The sequence below is a fragment of the Pseudomonas sp. GW822-FHT05A08 genome (genome assembly GCF_058800485.1).
Genome location: NZ_CM179511.1, coordinates 812,485 through 826,921, shown reverse-complemented (window position 1 = coordinate 826,921; position 14,437 = coordinate 812,485). Strand labels below are relative to the sequence as shown.

Here is a 14,437-nt window from a genome sequence, read left to right as displayed (position 1 = left end):
ACGCAGCGCACGCTGCCTAGCTTAGCCCCAGCTCGCGCCAAATCCGCAATACCTCCCGTCGCTCGCTGGCGAACTGGTCGCCGGCGATGACCCCGGCCTCGTTCTGCAAGGCCTGGCGGTGAGCCGCGGAGCGGTAGGCCTTATAGACCTCGCGCAACAGACTGGCGTCGGTCGCGGGCATCAGCCCGACTTCCTCCAGACCTTCCAGAATGCGGATATTGTCGGTGTAGCGCAGCAATGACGGGTGCTCTTGCGACCACGCCAGGGCCGCGTATTGCACCATAAATTCGATGTCGACGATACCTCCGGCGTCCTGCTTGAGGTCGAACGGCGCCGTGGCCTCGAAGGCATTTGCCGCGGTTCCGGCAGCCGTCGCCCTGGTCCCCAGGTTGTCGCGCATCTTGGCCCGCATCTCGCTGACCTCCTGCTGCAACTTGGGCAGGTCACGGGCACGACCCAGCACCGCCGCCCGCACTTTCTCGAAGGCCTGGCCGACATCCTGGCTACCCACCAGCACCCGGGCGCGCACCAGCGCCTGATGCTCCCAGGTCCAGGCCTCGTTCTCCTGATAACGGGCGAAAGCCCCCAGCGAACTCACCAGCAAGCCCGACGCCCCGGACGGCCGCAGGCGCATGTCCACTTCGTACAGTTGACCGGAGTTGGTCTGGGTGGTCAGCAGGTGAATGATCCGCTGGCCCAGGCGGGTGAAGAACTGCGCGCCGTCGATCGGTTTCGGCCCATCGGTTTCCGCCTGCGGATCGCCGTCATGGATAAACACCAGGTCCAGGTCGGAACCATGCCCGAGTTCCAGGCCGCCGACTTTCCCGTAACCGACAATAATGAAGCCGGGATCGCACAAGCTGCCATCGGTGCGCTGCGGAGCGCCGTATTTGGCCACCGTCTGGCGCCAGGCCAGGGCCAGCACCTGTTCGAGGATCGCCTCGGCCAGCCAGGTCAGATAATCGCTGACCTTCATCAGCGGCAGGCTGCCGGCGATTTCCGAGGCTGCCACCCGCAGGCGGTGTGCCAGCTTGAAGTGGCGCAGCGCTTCCATCTGCTGCTCCAGGTCGTCCTCGGGGATGCGCGTCAGGCGTTCGCGCAGCTCGGCGGCCAGCTCCGGCGCCAGTGGCGGCTTGAACAGCCGGCCTTCGTTGAGCAATTCATCGAGCAGCAGCGGGAAGCGGGTGATCTGCTCGGCGATCCACGGGCTGGCGGCGCACAGGGTCAGCAGGCGGCGCAAGGCCCCGGGATTCTCGGTGAGCAGCACCAGGTAGGCGGAGCGCCGCGCCACCGCTTCGACCAGCGGCAACACCCGCTCCAGCACCAGGTCCGGATCGGCATGCTCCACTGCCTGGGCCAGCAGGCGGGGAATAAAGGCGTCGAGACGCTCGCGCCCCAAACGCTGCATGGCCCGCAATTGCGGGCTGCCACGCAGGCCGGCCAGCGCCCTGAGCGCCTTGGGCGCGTCATTGAAACCACCCTCCTGCAACTGCCGGCAGGCGGCTTCTTCGTCCTGGGCTTCTTCCCAGAGCGGCAGCCATTCACCGCCGACCACCACTTCGCATTCGCTGCCTTCGTCTTCATCCGGGTCGGCGATCACCTGACGGAAGTGCCACTCCACCCGACCGCGCCAATACATCAGCCGCTCATGGAACGCCGCCCAGTCGGCAAAACCCAGCATGAAGGCAATACGCGCCTGGTCCTGTGGATTGTCCGGCAGCATCTGCGTCTGCCGGTCGGCGATCGCCTGGATCGCATGTTCGGTGTAACGCAGGAATTCGTAACCTTCACGCAGCTCGGCGATCACCGCGGGCGGCAGGTAACCCTGCCCCTCCAGGGTGGTCAGCACCTTTAATAGAGGACGCTGCTGCAGGCTCAGGTCGCGCCCGCCGTGGATCAGCTGGAAAGCCTGGGCGATGAACTCGACTTCACGAATCCCGCCGGAGCCCAGCTTGATATTGTCGGCCATGCCCTTGCGCCGCACTTCCTGCTGGATCAGCTGCTTCATGGTGCGCAGCGCTTCGATCGCCGAGAAGTCCAGGTAACGCCGATAGACAAAGGGCCGCAGCATGTCGAGCAACTGCGCGCCGGCGATCTGGTCACCCGCCACCACCCGCGCCTTGATCATCGCGTAGCGCTCCCAGTCGCGGCCCTGATCCTGGTAGTACTGCTCCAGCGCATTGAAGCTCAGCACCAGGGCGCCCGCCGAACCGTAGGGCCGCAGGCGCATGTCGACGCGGAACACGAAACCGTCGACGGTCATCGGGTCCAGCGCCTTGATCAGGCGCTGCCCCAGGCGGATGAAAAACTCCTGGTTATCCAGCGCACGCTTCACGCCCACGGTCTCCCCGCCTTCGGGGTAGGCGAAGATCAGGTCGATGTCCGACGACAGGTTCAGCTCGACGGCGCCCAGCTTGCCCATGCCGAGGATGACCATCTGCTGCGGCTCGCCGCTGCGTCGACCGGTGGGAACACCGAACTGCTCGCAGTGGCGCTGGTACAACCATTGATAGGCCTGGTCGATGCAGGCGTCGGCCATGTCCGAGAGGTCGCGACAGGTCTGCACCAGATCCGCCTGGCGCGTCAGGTCGCGCCAGATGATCCGCACCTGATGACGATTGCGCTGACGCCGCAGCACCCGCCCCAGCTCGTCTTCGCTGGTGGCCTGCTGCACCGCCGCGGCGATCTGCGCGCATAGCTCGCCTGGGCCGAAGCCGCGGTCGAGTTCGCCGCCGCGCACCAGCTCCAGCAACATCAAAGGGTCACGAAGGCTCTGTTCAATGAAAAAGTCGCTGGCGGCGCTCACCCGGGCGAACTCGGCCCAGCGCTCGGGGGTCCAGGCGGCGAGCCCGTGATCGTCGTCCAGGGTCGACACGGCACTACGGAACGACTGCTCCGCACGGCTGACAAAAGGCAGGAGAGTCGCTGGGAGTTCGGCAAGCGCGGGCAGGCTCATGGGCTATCCTTGATCGGCGTAGAAAGGGGCGGTCGGGGCAAATTCTGCGGGCGCGGCCCTTGAAGGACTGTCGAACAAAAGTTAGAAATAGCTGAATTTTTTATTATTTTGGCAGCCAGCATCAAATTCTTACCCATTGGTGTTGGAAATCGACCAACAGTAACGATTATTCTCACAACGCAGCAGGAGGCCACAAGCCAATCTTCTGTAGTTTTACTACTCGTCTATACATTCGAAAGGCTGAAATGGCCGACGATTTGTAGTAAAACTACACGCCGCCGTATCAACCTCCGGCAATCCAAGAATTTTATCGTCTGCCCACAAGGCCAGTCGCAAACTCAGGCAACCGATTCTGGAAGCCTTTCCGCCCTGGAGCAAGCCATGCAAGACCTCGATCCCGTCGAAACCCAGGAATGGCTGGACGCCCTGGAATCGGTTCTCGACAAAGAAGGCGAAGACCGTGCTCACTACCTGATGACCCGTATGGGCGAACTCGCGACCCGCAGCGGCTCGCAACTGCCCTACGCCATCACCACGCCGTACCGCAACACGATTCCCGTCACCCACGAAGCACGCATGCCTGGCGACCTGTTCATGGAACGCCGCATTCGCTCGCTGGTACGTTGGAACGCGTTGGCCATGGTCATGCGTACGAACCTGAAAGATTCTGACCTGGGCGGTCACATCTCCAGCTTCGCTTCCAGTGCGACGCTGTATGACATCGGCTTCAACTACTTCTTCCAGGCGCCAACCGAAGAACATGGCGGCGACCTGATCTACTTCCAGGGCCACGCCTCCCCTGGCGTCTACGCTCGCGCTTTCATGGAAGGCCGCATCAGCGAAGACCAGATGAACAACTTCCGTCAGGAAGTGGATGGCAACGGCCTGTCCTCCTACCCGCACCCATGGCTGATGCCTGACTTCTGGCAGTTCCCGACCGTCTCCATGGGTCTGGGTCCGATCCAGGCGATCTACCAGGCGCGCTTCATGAAGTACCTGGAAGCCCGCGGTTTCATCCAGCCGGGCAAGCAGAAAGTCTGGTGCTTCATGGGCGACGGCGAGTGCGACGAGCCGGAATCCCTGGGCGCGATCTCCCTGGCCGGCCGCGAGAAGCTGGACAACCTGATCTTCGTCATCAACTGCAACCTGCAGCGCCTCGACGGCCCGGTTCGCGGCAACGGCAAGATCATCCAGGAACTCGAAGGCGTGTTCCGTGGCGCCCAGTGGAATGTGAACAAGGTCATCTGGGGCCGTTTCTGGGACCCACTGCTGGCCAAGGACACCGACGGCATCCTGCAACGCCGCATGGACGAAGTCATCGACGGCGAGTACCAGAACTACAAGGCCAAAGACGGCGCCTTCGTGCGTGAGCACTTCTTCAACACGCCAGAACTCAAGGCGATGGTCGAAGACCTGTCCGACGACGAAATCTGGAAACTCAACCGTGGCGGCCACGACCCGTACAAGGTCTATGCGGCCTACCACGAGGCGGTCAACCACAAAGAGCAACCGACCGTCATCCTGGCCAAGACCATCAAGGGTTATGGCACCGGCGCCGGCGAAGCGAAGAACACCGCGCACAACACCAAGAAAGTCGATGTCGACAGCCTGAAGTTGTTCCGCGACCGCTTCGACATTCCGGTCAAGGACGAAGAGATCGAAAACCTGCCGTTCTTCAAACCGGAAGAAGGCAGTGCCGAAGCCCGTTACCTGAGCGAGCGTCGTGCCGCGCTGGGCGGTTTCGTGCCTCAGCGTCGCGCCAAGAGCTTCAACATCCCGACCCCGCCACTGGATACCCTCAAGGCCATCCTCGACGGTTCGGGCGACCGCGAAATCTCCACCACCATGGCCTTCGTGCGGATCCTCGCGCAGCTGGTCAAGGACAAGGAAATCGGCCAGCGCATCGTGCCGATCATCCCCGACGAAGCCCGCACCTTCGGTATGGAAGGCATGTTCCGTCAATTGGGCATCTACTCGTCCGTCGGCCAGCTCTACGAGCCAGTCGATAAAGACCAGGTGATGTTCTACCGCGAAGACAAGAAGGGCCAGATCCTCGAGGAAGGCATCAACGAAGCGGGCGCCATGAGCTCCTTCATTGCAGCCGGTACCTCGTACTCCAGCCACAACCAGCCGATGCTGCCGTTCTACATCTTCTATTCGATGTTCGGCTTCCAGCGTATCGGCGACCTGGCCTGGGCCGCTGGCGACAGCCGTACCCGTGGCTTCCTGATCGGCGGTACCGCCGGCCGTACCACCCTCAACGGTGAAGGCCTGCAGCACGAAGACGGTCACAGCCACATGCTGGCGGGCACCATCCCGAACTGCCGCACCTTCGATCCGACCTATGGCTACGAGCTGGCGGTGATCATCCAGGACGGCATGAAGAAGATGACCGAAGAGCAACAGGACGTCTTCTACTACATCACCGTGATGAACGAGTCCTACCAGCAGCCAGCCATGCCGGCCGGTGTCGAGGAAGGCATCATCAAGGGCATGTACCTGCTCGAGGAAGACACCCGCGAAGCGGCGCACCACGTACAGCTGATGGGCTCCGGCACTATCCTGCGCGAAGTCCGTGAAGCGGCGAAGATCCTGCGTGAAGAATTCAACGTGGGCGCGGACGTCTGGAGCGTTACCAGCTTCAACGAACTGCGTCGCGATGGCCTGGCAGTCGAGCGCAGCAACCGTCTGCACCCGGGCCAGAAGCCTAAGCTGAGCTATGTCGAAGAGTGCTTGAGCGGCCGCAAGGGCCCGGTCATCGCCTCTACCGACTACATGAAGCTGTTCGCCGAACAGATTCGTCAGTGGGTCCCGTCCAAGGAATTCAAAGTCCTGGGCACCGACGGTTTCGGCCGCAGTGACAGCCGCAAGAAGCTGCGTCACTTCTTCGAAGTCGACCGTCATTTCGTGGTGTTGGCAGCCCTGGAAGCCTTGGCTGACCGTGGTGACATCGAACCTAAGGTCGTGGCCGAGGCCATCACCAAGTTCGGTATCAACCCGGAAAAACGCAACCCACTGGACTGCTGAGGAGATTTTTTGTGAGCGAACTCATTCGCGTACCTGACATCGGCAGCGGTGAAGGTGAAGTAATCGAACTGTTTGTGAAGGTCGGCGACCGTATCGAAGCCGACCAGAGCATCCTGACGCTGGAATCGGACAAGGCGAGCATGGAAGTTCCGGCACCCAAAGCCGGCGTCATCAAAAGCCTGAAAGTGAAGCTGGGCGATCGCCTGAAAGAAGGCGACGAGCTGCTGGAACTGGAAGTCGAGGGTGCCGCGCAAGCGGCTCCTGCGCCTGCCGCTGCACCGGCTGCCAAAGCCGAGGCCAAACCGGCTGCCGCTCCTGCTGCCGCGCCAGCTGCTCCTGCTGCCGCTTCGGTTCAGCAAGTGCACGTGCCGGACATCGGTTCGTCGGGCAAGGCCCAGATCATCGAGATCCAGGTCAAGGTCGGCGACAAGGTCGAGGCTGATCAATCGTTGATCACCCTGGAATCCGACAAGGCGAGCATGGAGATCCCATCGCCTGCCGCTGGCGTGGTCAAGGCCATCAGCGTCAAGCTCAACGACGAAGTCGGCACCGGCGACCTGATCCTGGATCTGGAAGTGGCAGGTGCTGCGGCCCCTGCCGCCGCTGCGCCTGCCCAGGCTGCCGCTCCGGCCGCTGCTGCTCCGGCGCCAGCTGCCGCTGCCCCTGCTGCCCCGGTAGCCGACAGCGTCCAGGACATCCACGTCCCGGATATCGGTTCGGCCGGCAAGGCCAAGATCATCGAAGTGCTGGTCAAGGCTGGCGACAGCGTTGAAGCCGACCAGTCGCTGATCACCCTCGAGTCCGACAAGGCCAGCATGGAAATCCCATCGCCTGCCGCCGGCATCGTGGAAAGCGTTGCGATCAAGCTGGACGACGAAGTCGGTACCGGGGACCTGATCCTCAAGCTGAAGGTCAAAGGCGCGGCACCTGCTGCTGCCCCGGCTCCAGCTGCCGCGGCTGCGCCAAGCGCTCCGGCACCTGCCGCTGCTGCTCCGGCTGCCGCTGCACCTGCTGCCGCCCCGGCCGCTGCACCTGCCAAGCCTGGCGCCAAAGTTCACGCAGGTCCTGCAGTGCGTCAACTGGCCCGTGAGTTCGGCGTCGAGCTGAGCGCTGTTGGCGCCAGCGGTCCGCACGGTCGCATCCTCAAGGAAGACGTGCAGGTTTACGTCAAAGCGATGATGCAAAAGGCCAAGGAAGCGCCAGCTGCTGGCGGCGCAACCGGTGGCGCGGGCATCCCGCCGATTCCGGTGGTGGACTTCAGCCGCTTCGGCGAGATCGAAGAAGTGCCGATGACCCGCCTGATGCAGGCTGGTGCATCGAACCTGCATCGCAGCTGGCTGAACGTGCCTCACGTCACCCAGTTCGACTCGGCCGATATCACCGAGCTGGAAGCCTTCCGGATCGCCCAGAAAGCCGTTGCAGAGAAGGCCGGCGTCAAGCTGACCATCCTGCCGCTGCTGCTGAAATCCTGCGCGCACCTGCTCAAGGAACTGCCGGACTTCAACAGTTCGCTGGCGCCTAGCGGCAAAGCGATCATCCGCAAGAAGTACGTGAACATCGGCTTCGCGGTCGACACCCCGGATGGCCTGCTGGTACCGGTGATCAAGAACGTCGATCAGAAGAGCCTGCTGCAACTGGCTGCCGAAGCCGCTTCCCTGGCTGAAAAAGCCCGGACCAAGAAGCTCTCGGCGGACGACATGCAGGGTGCCTGCTTCACCATCTCCAGCCTCGGTCACATTGGCGGCACCGGTTTCACGCCGATCGTCAACGCACCGGAAGTGGCGATCCTCGGCGTTTCCAAGGCCACCATCCAGCCAGTCTGGGACGGTAAAGCCTTCCAGCCGAAGCTGATGCTGCCGCTGTCGCTGTCCTACGATCACCGCGTGATCAACGGCGCCGCTGCCGCACGCTTCACCAAGCGTCTGAGCGATCTGCTGGCGGATATCCGCACCATCCTGCTGTAAGACTCGGCCGGCTTCCCTGTCATGGGGAAGCCGGCCGTTGCACCCTTTTCGAGCGCCACGCTCGTACCTCAACCCCGTCGATTTGGCGGGGCTTTTTTTTGCCGAAAAATCGCTGTAACCAGCCGCCAAAGCCCGGTAAAACACCGGGAAAGATTAGCGTTCAGAAATCTTCCGTTCTGCCGATAGATTCTTATAGCACTTAGCCTTCATCTCACTTGTCAGTCAGTGCCGCATGATGCAACCTTGCCGCAGGCAACAGTAAAGAGGGCGCGAGCCCGGCGCGATCAGCATTTACCAAGCGAGTTTCCCCATGAAAAGCCAACCCGATGCCGCCAGCCGTATGGTGGCCGAGGTAGTGACGCAGTTGCCCGTGCCCTCGCGGCTCGGCATGCTGCGTTTCGAACGGCTGAATGAAGCGAGCTGGGCCCTGCTGTTTCTCGACCCGAACTGTGAACGCCAATTCGGCCTGCCCGCCGTCGAGCTCTGCGCCCTGGTCGGCTCGCCCTATGCCAGCCTGATGGAGCCGGAAGCCCGTTATCAGCTGCACGATGCGATCCAGCAGCAACTGACCCACAGCCCGCATTATCTGATTCGCTACACCCTGCACACCGCCAAGGGCTCACTCAGCCTGCTGGAACTCGGCGAAGCCTACAAACAGCACAATCGACACCTGCTGCGTGGCTATTTCCTGGTGGTCGACGGCCTGCTCGACAACGATCAGCCGCTCTCCGCGCCCGACCTGGAAACCCAGAACAGTCGCCTGCAAATCGCCCTGGAACTCAATCAGCGTGCCCAGCAGGAACAACTCCAGCACCTCGAACGGGTGCGCGCCCAGCAAGACCTGATCCTGCTCCTGGCCCGCCAGCGCTACAGCGCCAACAACTCCCTGCTGGAAGCCGCCGAGCTGATCACCCGCAGCGCCTGCGACATCTACGAAATCGACTGTGCCAGCATCTGGAACCTGGAAGGCCAGTCGCTAGTGCCCATCTGCGCCTATCACCGCGACCTGCAGGAATACATCCTGCCGGAGACGATCGACGCCAGCGACTTCCCCGACTACCTCGAAGCCCTGCACACCAGCCGGGCCATCGATGCGCACAATGCCATGCGTGACCCGCGCACCCGGGAAATGGCCGAGAGCCTGCGCCCGCGCAATATCAACGCCATGCTCGACGCCAGTATCCGCATCGACGGCCAGGTGGTCGGCGTGCTGTGCCTGGAACAAGTGGGCAACACCCGCGCCTGGCAATCCGATGAAATCGCCTTTGCCGGCGAGCTGGCCGACCAGTTCGCCCAGGTCATCAACAACCACAACCGCCGTACCGCCACCAGCGCCCTGCACCTGTTCCAGCGCGCGGTCGAGCAAAGCGCCAATGCCTTTCTGCTGGTCAACTGCGACGGCGTGGTGGAGTACGTCAACCCGAGCTTCACGGCGATCACCCAGTACAGCACCGAGGAAGTCCACGGCCATCGGCTGGCGGAACTGCCGGCGCTGGAGAACCTCAGCGAACTGCTGTTCGACGCGCCCTCCAGCCTGGCCAAGAGCAACAGCTGGCAGGGCGAGTTCAAGAGCCGGCGCAAGAACCTGGAGCCGTACTGGGGCCAGTTGTCGATCTCCAAGGTCTATGGCGACAACCGCGAACTGACCCACTACATCGGCATCTACGAAGACATCACCCAGACCAAGCTCGCCCAGCAACGCATCGAGCGCCTGGCCTACACCGACAACCTGACCAACCTGGGCAACCGCCCCGCCTTCATCCGCAACCTCGACGAACGCTTCGCCCGCGACAGCGACAGCCCCATCAGCCTGCTGCTGGTGGACATCGACAATTTCAAGCGGATCAACGACAGCCTCGGCCACCAGACCGGCGACAAGCTGCTGATCAGCCTGGCCCGGCGCCTGCGCAACAGCCTGAGCCCGAGCGGCAGCCTGGCGCGCTTCGCCAGTAACGAGTTCGCCGTGCTGCTGGACGACACCGACCTGGAGGCAGGCCAACAGATCGCCAGCCAGTTGCTGATGACCCTCGACAAGCCGATGTTCGTCGACAACCAACTCATCAGCGTCACCGGCTCCGTGGGCCTGGCCTGCGCACCGCTGCACGGCCGCGACCCGCAGACCCTGATGCGCAACGCCGGCCTGGCGCTGCACAAGGCCAAGGCCAACGGCAAACATCAGGTGCAGGTGTTTACCGAGGCCCTGAACGCCGAAGCCAGCTACAAGCTGTTCGTGGAAAACAACCTGCGCCGCGCCCTGACCCAGAACGAGCTGGACGTGTTCTACCAGCCCAAGCTGTGCCTGCGCAGCGGACGCCTGCTGGGCCTGGAGGCGCTGCTGCGCTGGAACCATCCGGAAAAGGGCATGATCCGTCCGGACCAGTTCATCAGCGTCGCCGAAGAGACCGGCCTGATCATCCCGATCGGCAAATGGATCGCGCGCCAGGCCTGTCGCATGAGCAAGCAGCTCACCGCCGCTGGCCTGGGAAATCTGCAGGTGGCGATCAACCTGTCGCCCAAGCAGTTTTCCGACCCGGACCTGGTGGCCTCCATCGCCAGCATCCTCAAGGAGGAACAGCTGCCCGCCTCGCTGCTGGAGCTGGAACTGACCGAAGGCCTGCTGCTGGAAGCCACCGAAGACACCCACCAGCAACTCGACCAGCTGAAAAAGCTCGGCCTGACCCTGGCCATGGACGACTTCGGCACCGGCTATTCGTCGCTGAGCTACTTGAAGAAATTCCCGATCGACATCATCAAGATCGATCGCAGCTTCATCCATGAAATCCCCGCCAACCAGGACGACATGGAAATCACCTCGGCGGTGATCGCCATGGCCCACAACCTGAAAATCCAGGTGGTGGCCGAGGGCATCGAAACCGCGGAGCAGCTGTCTTTCCTGCGTCGCCACCGCTGCGATGTCGGCCAGGGCTACCTGTTCGACCGGCCGATCCCCGGCTCGGAGCTGATCGACAAGCTCAAACGTTACCCGCGCGGCCCAATCGCCTGACAGCGCCGTAACACTCGGGCAAACTGCGGGTCTGGTTAATTACTCAATCCCACCCTGACTGAGAGGACTGATCATGGTTCTGCGCTCGGAAATTCTGGTGAACAAAAACGTGCTACCTACCAAAGAACAAGCCCTGCCTGGCCGCGAAACCCCGATGACCGTGCCAGCCGAACACTTCGTCAACGGCAACCCGCTGCTGGGCCCGTTCCCGGGCAACGTGGAATTCGCCATCTTCGGCCTGGGTTGCTTCTGGGGCGCGGAACGCAAGTTCTGGCAGCGCGAGGGTGTGTTCAGCACGTCGGTGGGCTACGCCGGCGGCTTTACCCCGAACCCGACCTACGAAGAAGTCTGCTCGGGCCTGACCGGCCATAGCGAAGTGGTGCTGGTGGTCTACGAGCCGGAGAAAGTCAGCTATCAGGAACTGCTGGCGATGTTCTGGGAACTGCACAACCCGACCCAGGGCATGCGCCAGGGCAACGACATCGGCACCCAGTACCGCTCGGTGATCTATGCCACCAACCCGACCCAGCTGGAGCAGGCCAAGGCCAGCGAAAAAGTGTTCCAGGCCGAGCTGACCAAGGCCGGGCTGGGCGCCATCACCACGGAAATCGAAGAAGCCCCGACCTTCTACTACGCCGAGGCCTACCATCAGCAATACCTGGCGAAGAACCCGGAAGGCTACTGCGGGATCGGCGGCACAGGCGTGACCTGCCCGATCTGAAAGCAGCGGCAAGCTACAAGCTGCAAGCTGTCCTGCTTCAGCTTGTAGCTTGCAGCTTGCAGCTTGCAGCTTGCAGCTTGCAGCTTGTAGCTCCCCCCATTATTCGGCGATCAGCCAATCCATCTGCCAGCCGCCCTGGGTCTGGCCCAGTTTCTGCGCCAACCACGGCAGCAGCTCGCGCAACTCCTCTTCCAGCCCCCACGGCGGGTTGGCAATCGCCAGGCCCGAGCCGTTCAGGCTGTTGGGGGTATCCAGCGGATGCACCAGCAGTTCCACACGCAACAGCTTCGGCGCGCCGGTACCGGCCAGGTCCTGGTAGAAGCGGCGCAGCGCCCGTTGATCCTTGACCGGGTACCAGATGGCCGCCACGGTCTGGCGCATCCGGCCGATGGCTTCTTTCAACGACGCGGCGCAACGCTGCATCTCGTCGAGCTGTTCGAACGGCGGGTCGATCAGCATCACCGCGCGCTTCTCGGCCACCGGCAGCAGCGCCCGCGCCACATGCCAGCCCTCGCCCAGGTGGACCGCCACCCGGCGATCGCCCTTCATGTTTTCCTTGAGCAGCAACCCGTCTTCCGGATGCTTCTCGTTGAGCAGCACCCGGTCCTGGGAACGGGTCAGGCGCCGCGCCAGCTCGGGCGAGCCCGGGTAATAACGCAGTTCGCCATCGGGGTTCATCTTGTGCAGCACCGCCATGTAGTCGGCGGTCAGCGCTGGCAGGTCCTGCTCGCCCCACAGGCGCGCGATGCCTTCCAGGTACTCGCCGGTGCGGTTGGCCTGATCGCCCTGGAGGTCGTACAGGCCGATGCCGGCATGGCTGTCGAGGTAGGCGAACGGCTGCTCCTTGCGCGACATCAGGGCGATGAGGCGGGTCAGGGTCAGGTGTTTGAAGACGTCGGCGTGGTTGCCGGCGTGGAAGGCGTGACGATAGTTCATGGTTGCTCCTGCGCAGGGGGCGAAGTTTACCCTGTGCCACGGCCGGCGTCAGGTCGTGTCGGGAGCTTCCACGGCGCAGGCACGCCCATAAAAAAGCCCGCATCCCAGGGAATGCGGGCTTTTCGAATCACTGCAGGGTTAGCGCCTCAGCGGCTCCCGATCAGTGGTTGAGCTTGTAGTCTTTCTCGGCCGCCTCGAAACGCTGGACCATGCCGGCGCTCGGCGCGCTCATCTTGCTCACCAGCAGGATGGCCAGGCTGGCGAAGATGAAGCCAGGGATGATTTCGTACAGGCCCAGCACATTGAAGTGCTTCCACAGGATCACGGTCACGGCGCCGACGATGATGCCGGCCAGCGCGCCGTCGCGAGTCATGCCTTTCCACAGTACCGAGATCAGCACCACAGGACCGAAGGCTGCGCCGAAACCGGCCCAGGCGTAGCTGACCAGGCCCAGTACGCGGTTTTCCGGGTTGGCGGCCATGGCGATGGCGACCAGGGCAACCAGCAGCACCATGGCGCGACCGACCCATACCAGCTCCAGCTGGGAAGCATGTTTACGCAGGAAGGCTTTGTAGAAGTCTTCGGTCAGGGCACTGGAGCACACCAGCAACTGGCAGCTCAGGGTGCTCATCACCGCCGCCAGGATGGCCGACAGCAGCACACCGGCGATCCATGGGTTGAACAGCAGCTTGGCCAGTTCGATGAACACACGCTCGTGGTTCTCGGTCACGGGACCGGCCACTTCCGGGTGTGCCGAGAAGTAGGCGATACCGAAGAAGCCCACGGCCACGGTGCCGCCCAGGCACAGGATCATCCAGGTCATGGAGATGCGACGGGCGTTGGCGATCGACTTGACCGAATCCGCGGCCATGAAGCGTGCCAGGATATGCGGCTGGCCGAAGTAGCCCAGGCCCCAGCCCATCAGCGAGATGATGCCGATGAAGGTGGTGTTTTTCAGCATGTCGAAGTTGCTTGGGTCCTGGGCTTCGATCGCCAGGAAGGTGGTGTCGACGCCACCGGTGGCCAGCAGCACGATGATCGGCGTCAGCAGCAGGGCGAAGATCATCAGGGTGGCTTGTACGGTGTCGGTCCAGCTCACTGCCAGGAAACCACCAACGAAGGTGTAGGCGATGGTCGCCGCAGCACCGGCCCACAGGGCGGTCTCGTAAGGCATGCCGAAGGTGCTTTCGAACAGACGGGCACCGGCGACGATGCCGGAAGCGCAGTAAATGGTGAAGAACACCAGGATCACGATCGCGGAGATGATCCGCAGCAGCCCGCTCTTGTCCTCGAAGCGGCTGGAGAAATAGTCCGGCAGCGTCAATGCATCGCCGTTGTGTTCGGTTTGTACTCGCAGACGACCGGCGACGAACAGCCAGTTCAGGTAGGCACCGACGATCAGACCGATGGCGATCCAGCTCTCGGACAGGCCGGACATGTAGATGGCGCCCGGCAGGCCCATCAGCAACCAGCCGCTCATGTCGGAAGCACCGGCGGAAAGCGCAGTCACCACGCTACCCAGGCTGCGGCCACCGAGGATGTAGTCAGAAAGGTTGTTGGTAGAGCGATAGGCCATGAAGCCGATCAGCACCATAGCTGCGATGTAGATCACGAACGTGATCAAGGTTGGATTGCTTGCACTCATTGAGTTACGCCCTGGCTTTGTTTTTATGTAGCGGCGGTCAGCACCACCGCTCTCAAACGGCTACGTTTGAGAGACGACTGGGTACTCCGCGCATTTATGACTGATGTTTCCCCAGGAAAGCCACCAGCCGATGAACCGGTCGCGAGGGCCGGTTGCACCTTGGGCGCGAATGCTATTCAACAAT

7 protein-coding genes are annotated in these 14,437 nt (G+C 62.6%); 4 read left to right on the top strand and 3 right to left on the bottom strand.

Annotated features, from left to right (window positions below):
• Nucleotides 1–16 precede the first annotated feature (16 nt).
• Nucleotides 17–2,956 (bottom strand): bifunctional [glutamate--ammonia ligase]-adenylyl-L-tyrosine phosphorylase/[glutamate--ammonia-ligase] adenylyltransferase, encoded by a 2,940-nt coding sequence (glnE, locus tag AC3RCP_RS03720; protein ID WP_274305335.1) that lies wholly within the window; start codon nucleotides 2,954–2,956, stop codon nucleotides 17–19.
• Between the two features lie 381 nt (nucleotides 2,957–3,337).
• Between glnE and aceE the strand changes: the two genes are divergently transcribed.
• The 4 genes from aceE (at nucleotide 3,338) to msrA (ending at nucleotide 11,672) form a co-directional block, all read left to right on the top strand.
• Nucleotides 3,338–5,983: a pyruvate dehydrogenase (acetyl-transferring), homodimeric type gene (aceE, locus tag AC3RCP_RS03715; RefSeq protein ID WP_007926801.1), complete on the top strand. Its 2,646-nt coding sequence runs from the start codon at nucleotides 3,338–3,340 to the stop codon at nucleotides 5,981–5,983.
• Between the two features lie 11 nt (nucleotides 5,984–5,994).
• Nucleotides 5,995–7,947 (top strand): dihydrolipoyllysine-residue acetyltransferase, encoded by a 1,953-nt coding sequence (gene aceF / locus AC3RCP_RS03710; RefSeq protein ID WP_492571403.1) that lies wholly within the window; start codon nucleotides 5,995–5,997, stop codon nucleotides 7,945–7,947.
• A gap of 310 nt (nucleotides 7,948–8,257) precedes the next feature.
• Nucleotides 8,258–10,951 carry a putative bifunctional diguanylate cyclase/phosphodiesterase gene (locus AC3RCP_RS03705; protein ID WP_492571402.1) on the top strand — a complete coding sequence of 898 codons (2,694 nt, stop codon included), beginning with the start codon at nucleotides 8,258–8,260 and terminating at the stop codon, nucleotides 10,949–10,951.
• Between the two features lie 73 nt (nucleotides 10,952–11,024).
• Entirely contained in the window at nucleotides 11,025–11,672 is a 648-nt protein-coding gene (gene msrA, locus AC3RCP_RS03700) for a peptide-methionine (S)-S-oxide reductase MsrA (protein ID WP_007926804.1), read from the top strand.
• Nucleotides 11,673–11,771: 99 nt separating this feature from the next.
• Here msrA and AC3RCP_RS03695 read toward each other — a convergent pair whose 3' ends face one another.
• Nucleotides 11,772–12,608 carry a 23S rRNA (adenine(2030)-N(6))-methyltransferase RlmJ gene (locus AC3RCP_RS03695; protein ID WP_007926805.1) on the bottom strand — a complete coding sequence of 279 codons (837 nt, stop codon included), beginning with the start codon at nucleotides 12,606–12,608 and terminating at the stop codon, nucleotides 11,772–11,774.
• Nucleotides 12,609–12,768: 160 nt separating this feature from the next.
• The gene (putP, locus tag AC3RCP_RS03690) at nucleotides 12,769–14,253 is read right to left on the bottom strand and encodes a sodium/proline symporter PutP (protein WP_009041859.1); all 1,485 of its coding nucleotides are present in this window, start codon (nucleotides 14,251–14,253) and stop codon (nucleotides 12,769–12,771) included.
• Nucleotides 14,254–14,437 lie beyond the last annotated feature (184 nt).

What these genes read in the sequence shown, in the direction of transcription:
- AC3RCP_RS03705 (WP_492571402.1), top strand. Translation starts at nt 8,258, where the DNA reads ATGAAAAGCCAACCCGATGCCGCCAGCCGTATGGTGGCCGAGGTAGTG.
- msrA (WP_007926804.1), top strand. Translation starts at nt 11,025, where the DNA reads ATGGTTCTGCGCTCGGAAATTCTGGTGAACAAAAACGTGCTACCTACC.
- putP (WP_009041859.1), bottom strand. Translation starts at nt 14,253, where the DNA reads ATGAGTGCAAGCAATCCAACCTTGATCACGTTCGTGATCTACATCGCA.
- glnE (WP_274305335.1), bottom strand. Translation starts at nt 2,956, where the DNA reads ATGAGCCTGCCCGCGCTTGCCGAACTCCCAGCGACTCTCCTGCCTTTT.
- AC3RCP_RS03695 (WP_007926805.1), bottom strand. Translation starts at nt 12,608, where the DNA reads ATGAACTATCGTCACGCCTTCCACGCCGGCAACCACGCCGACGTCTTC.
- aceE (WP_007926801.1), top strand. Translation starts at nt 3,338, where the DNA reads ATGCAAGACCTCGATCCCGTCGAAACCCAGGAATGGCTGGACGCCCTG.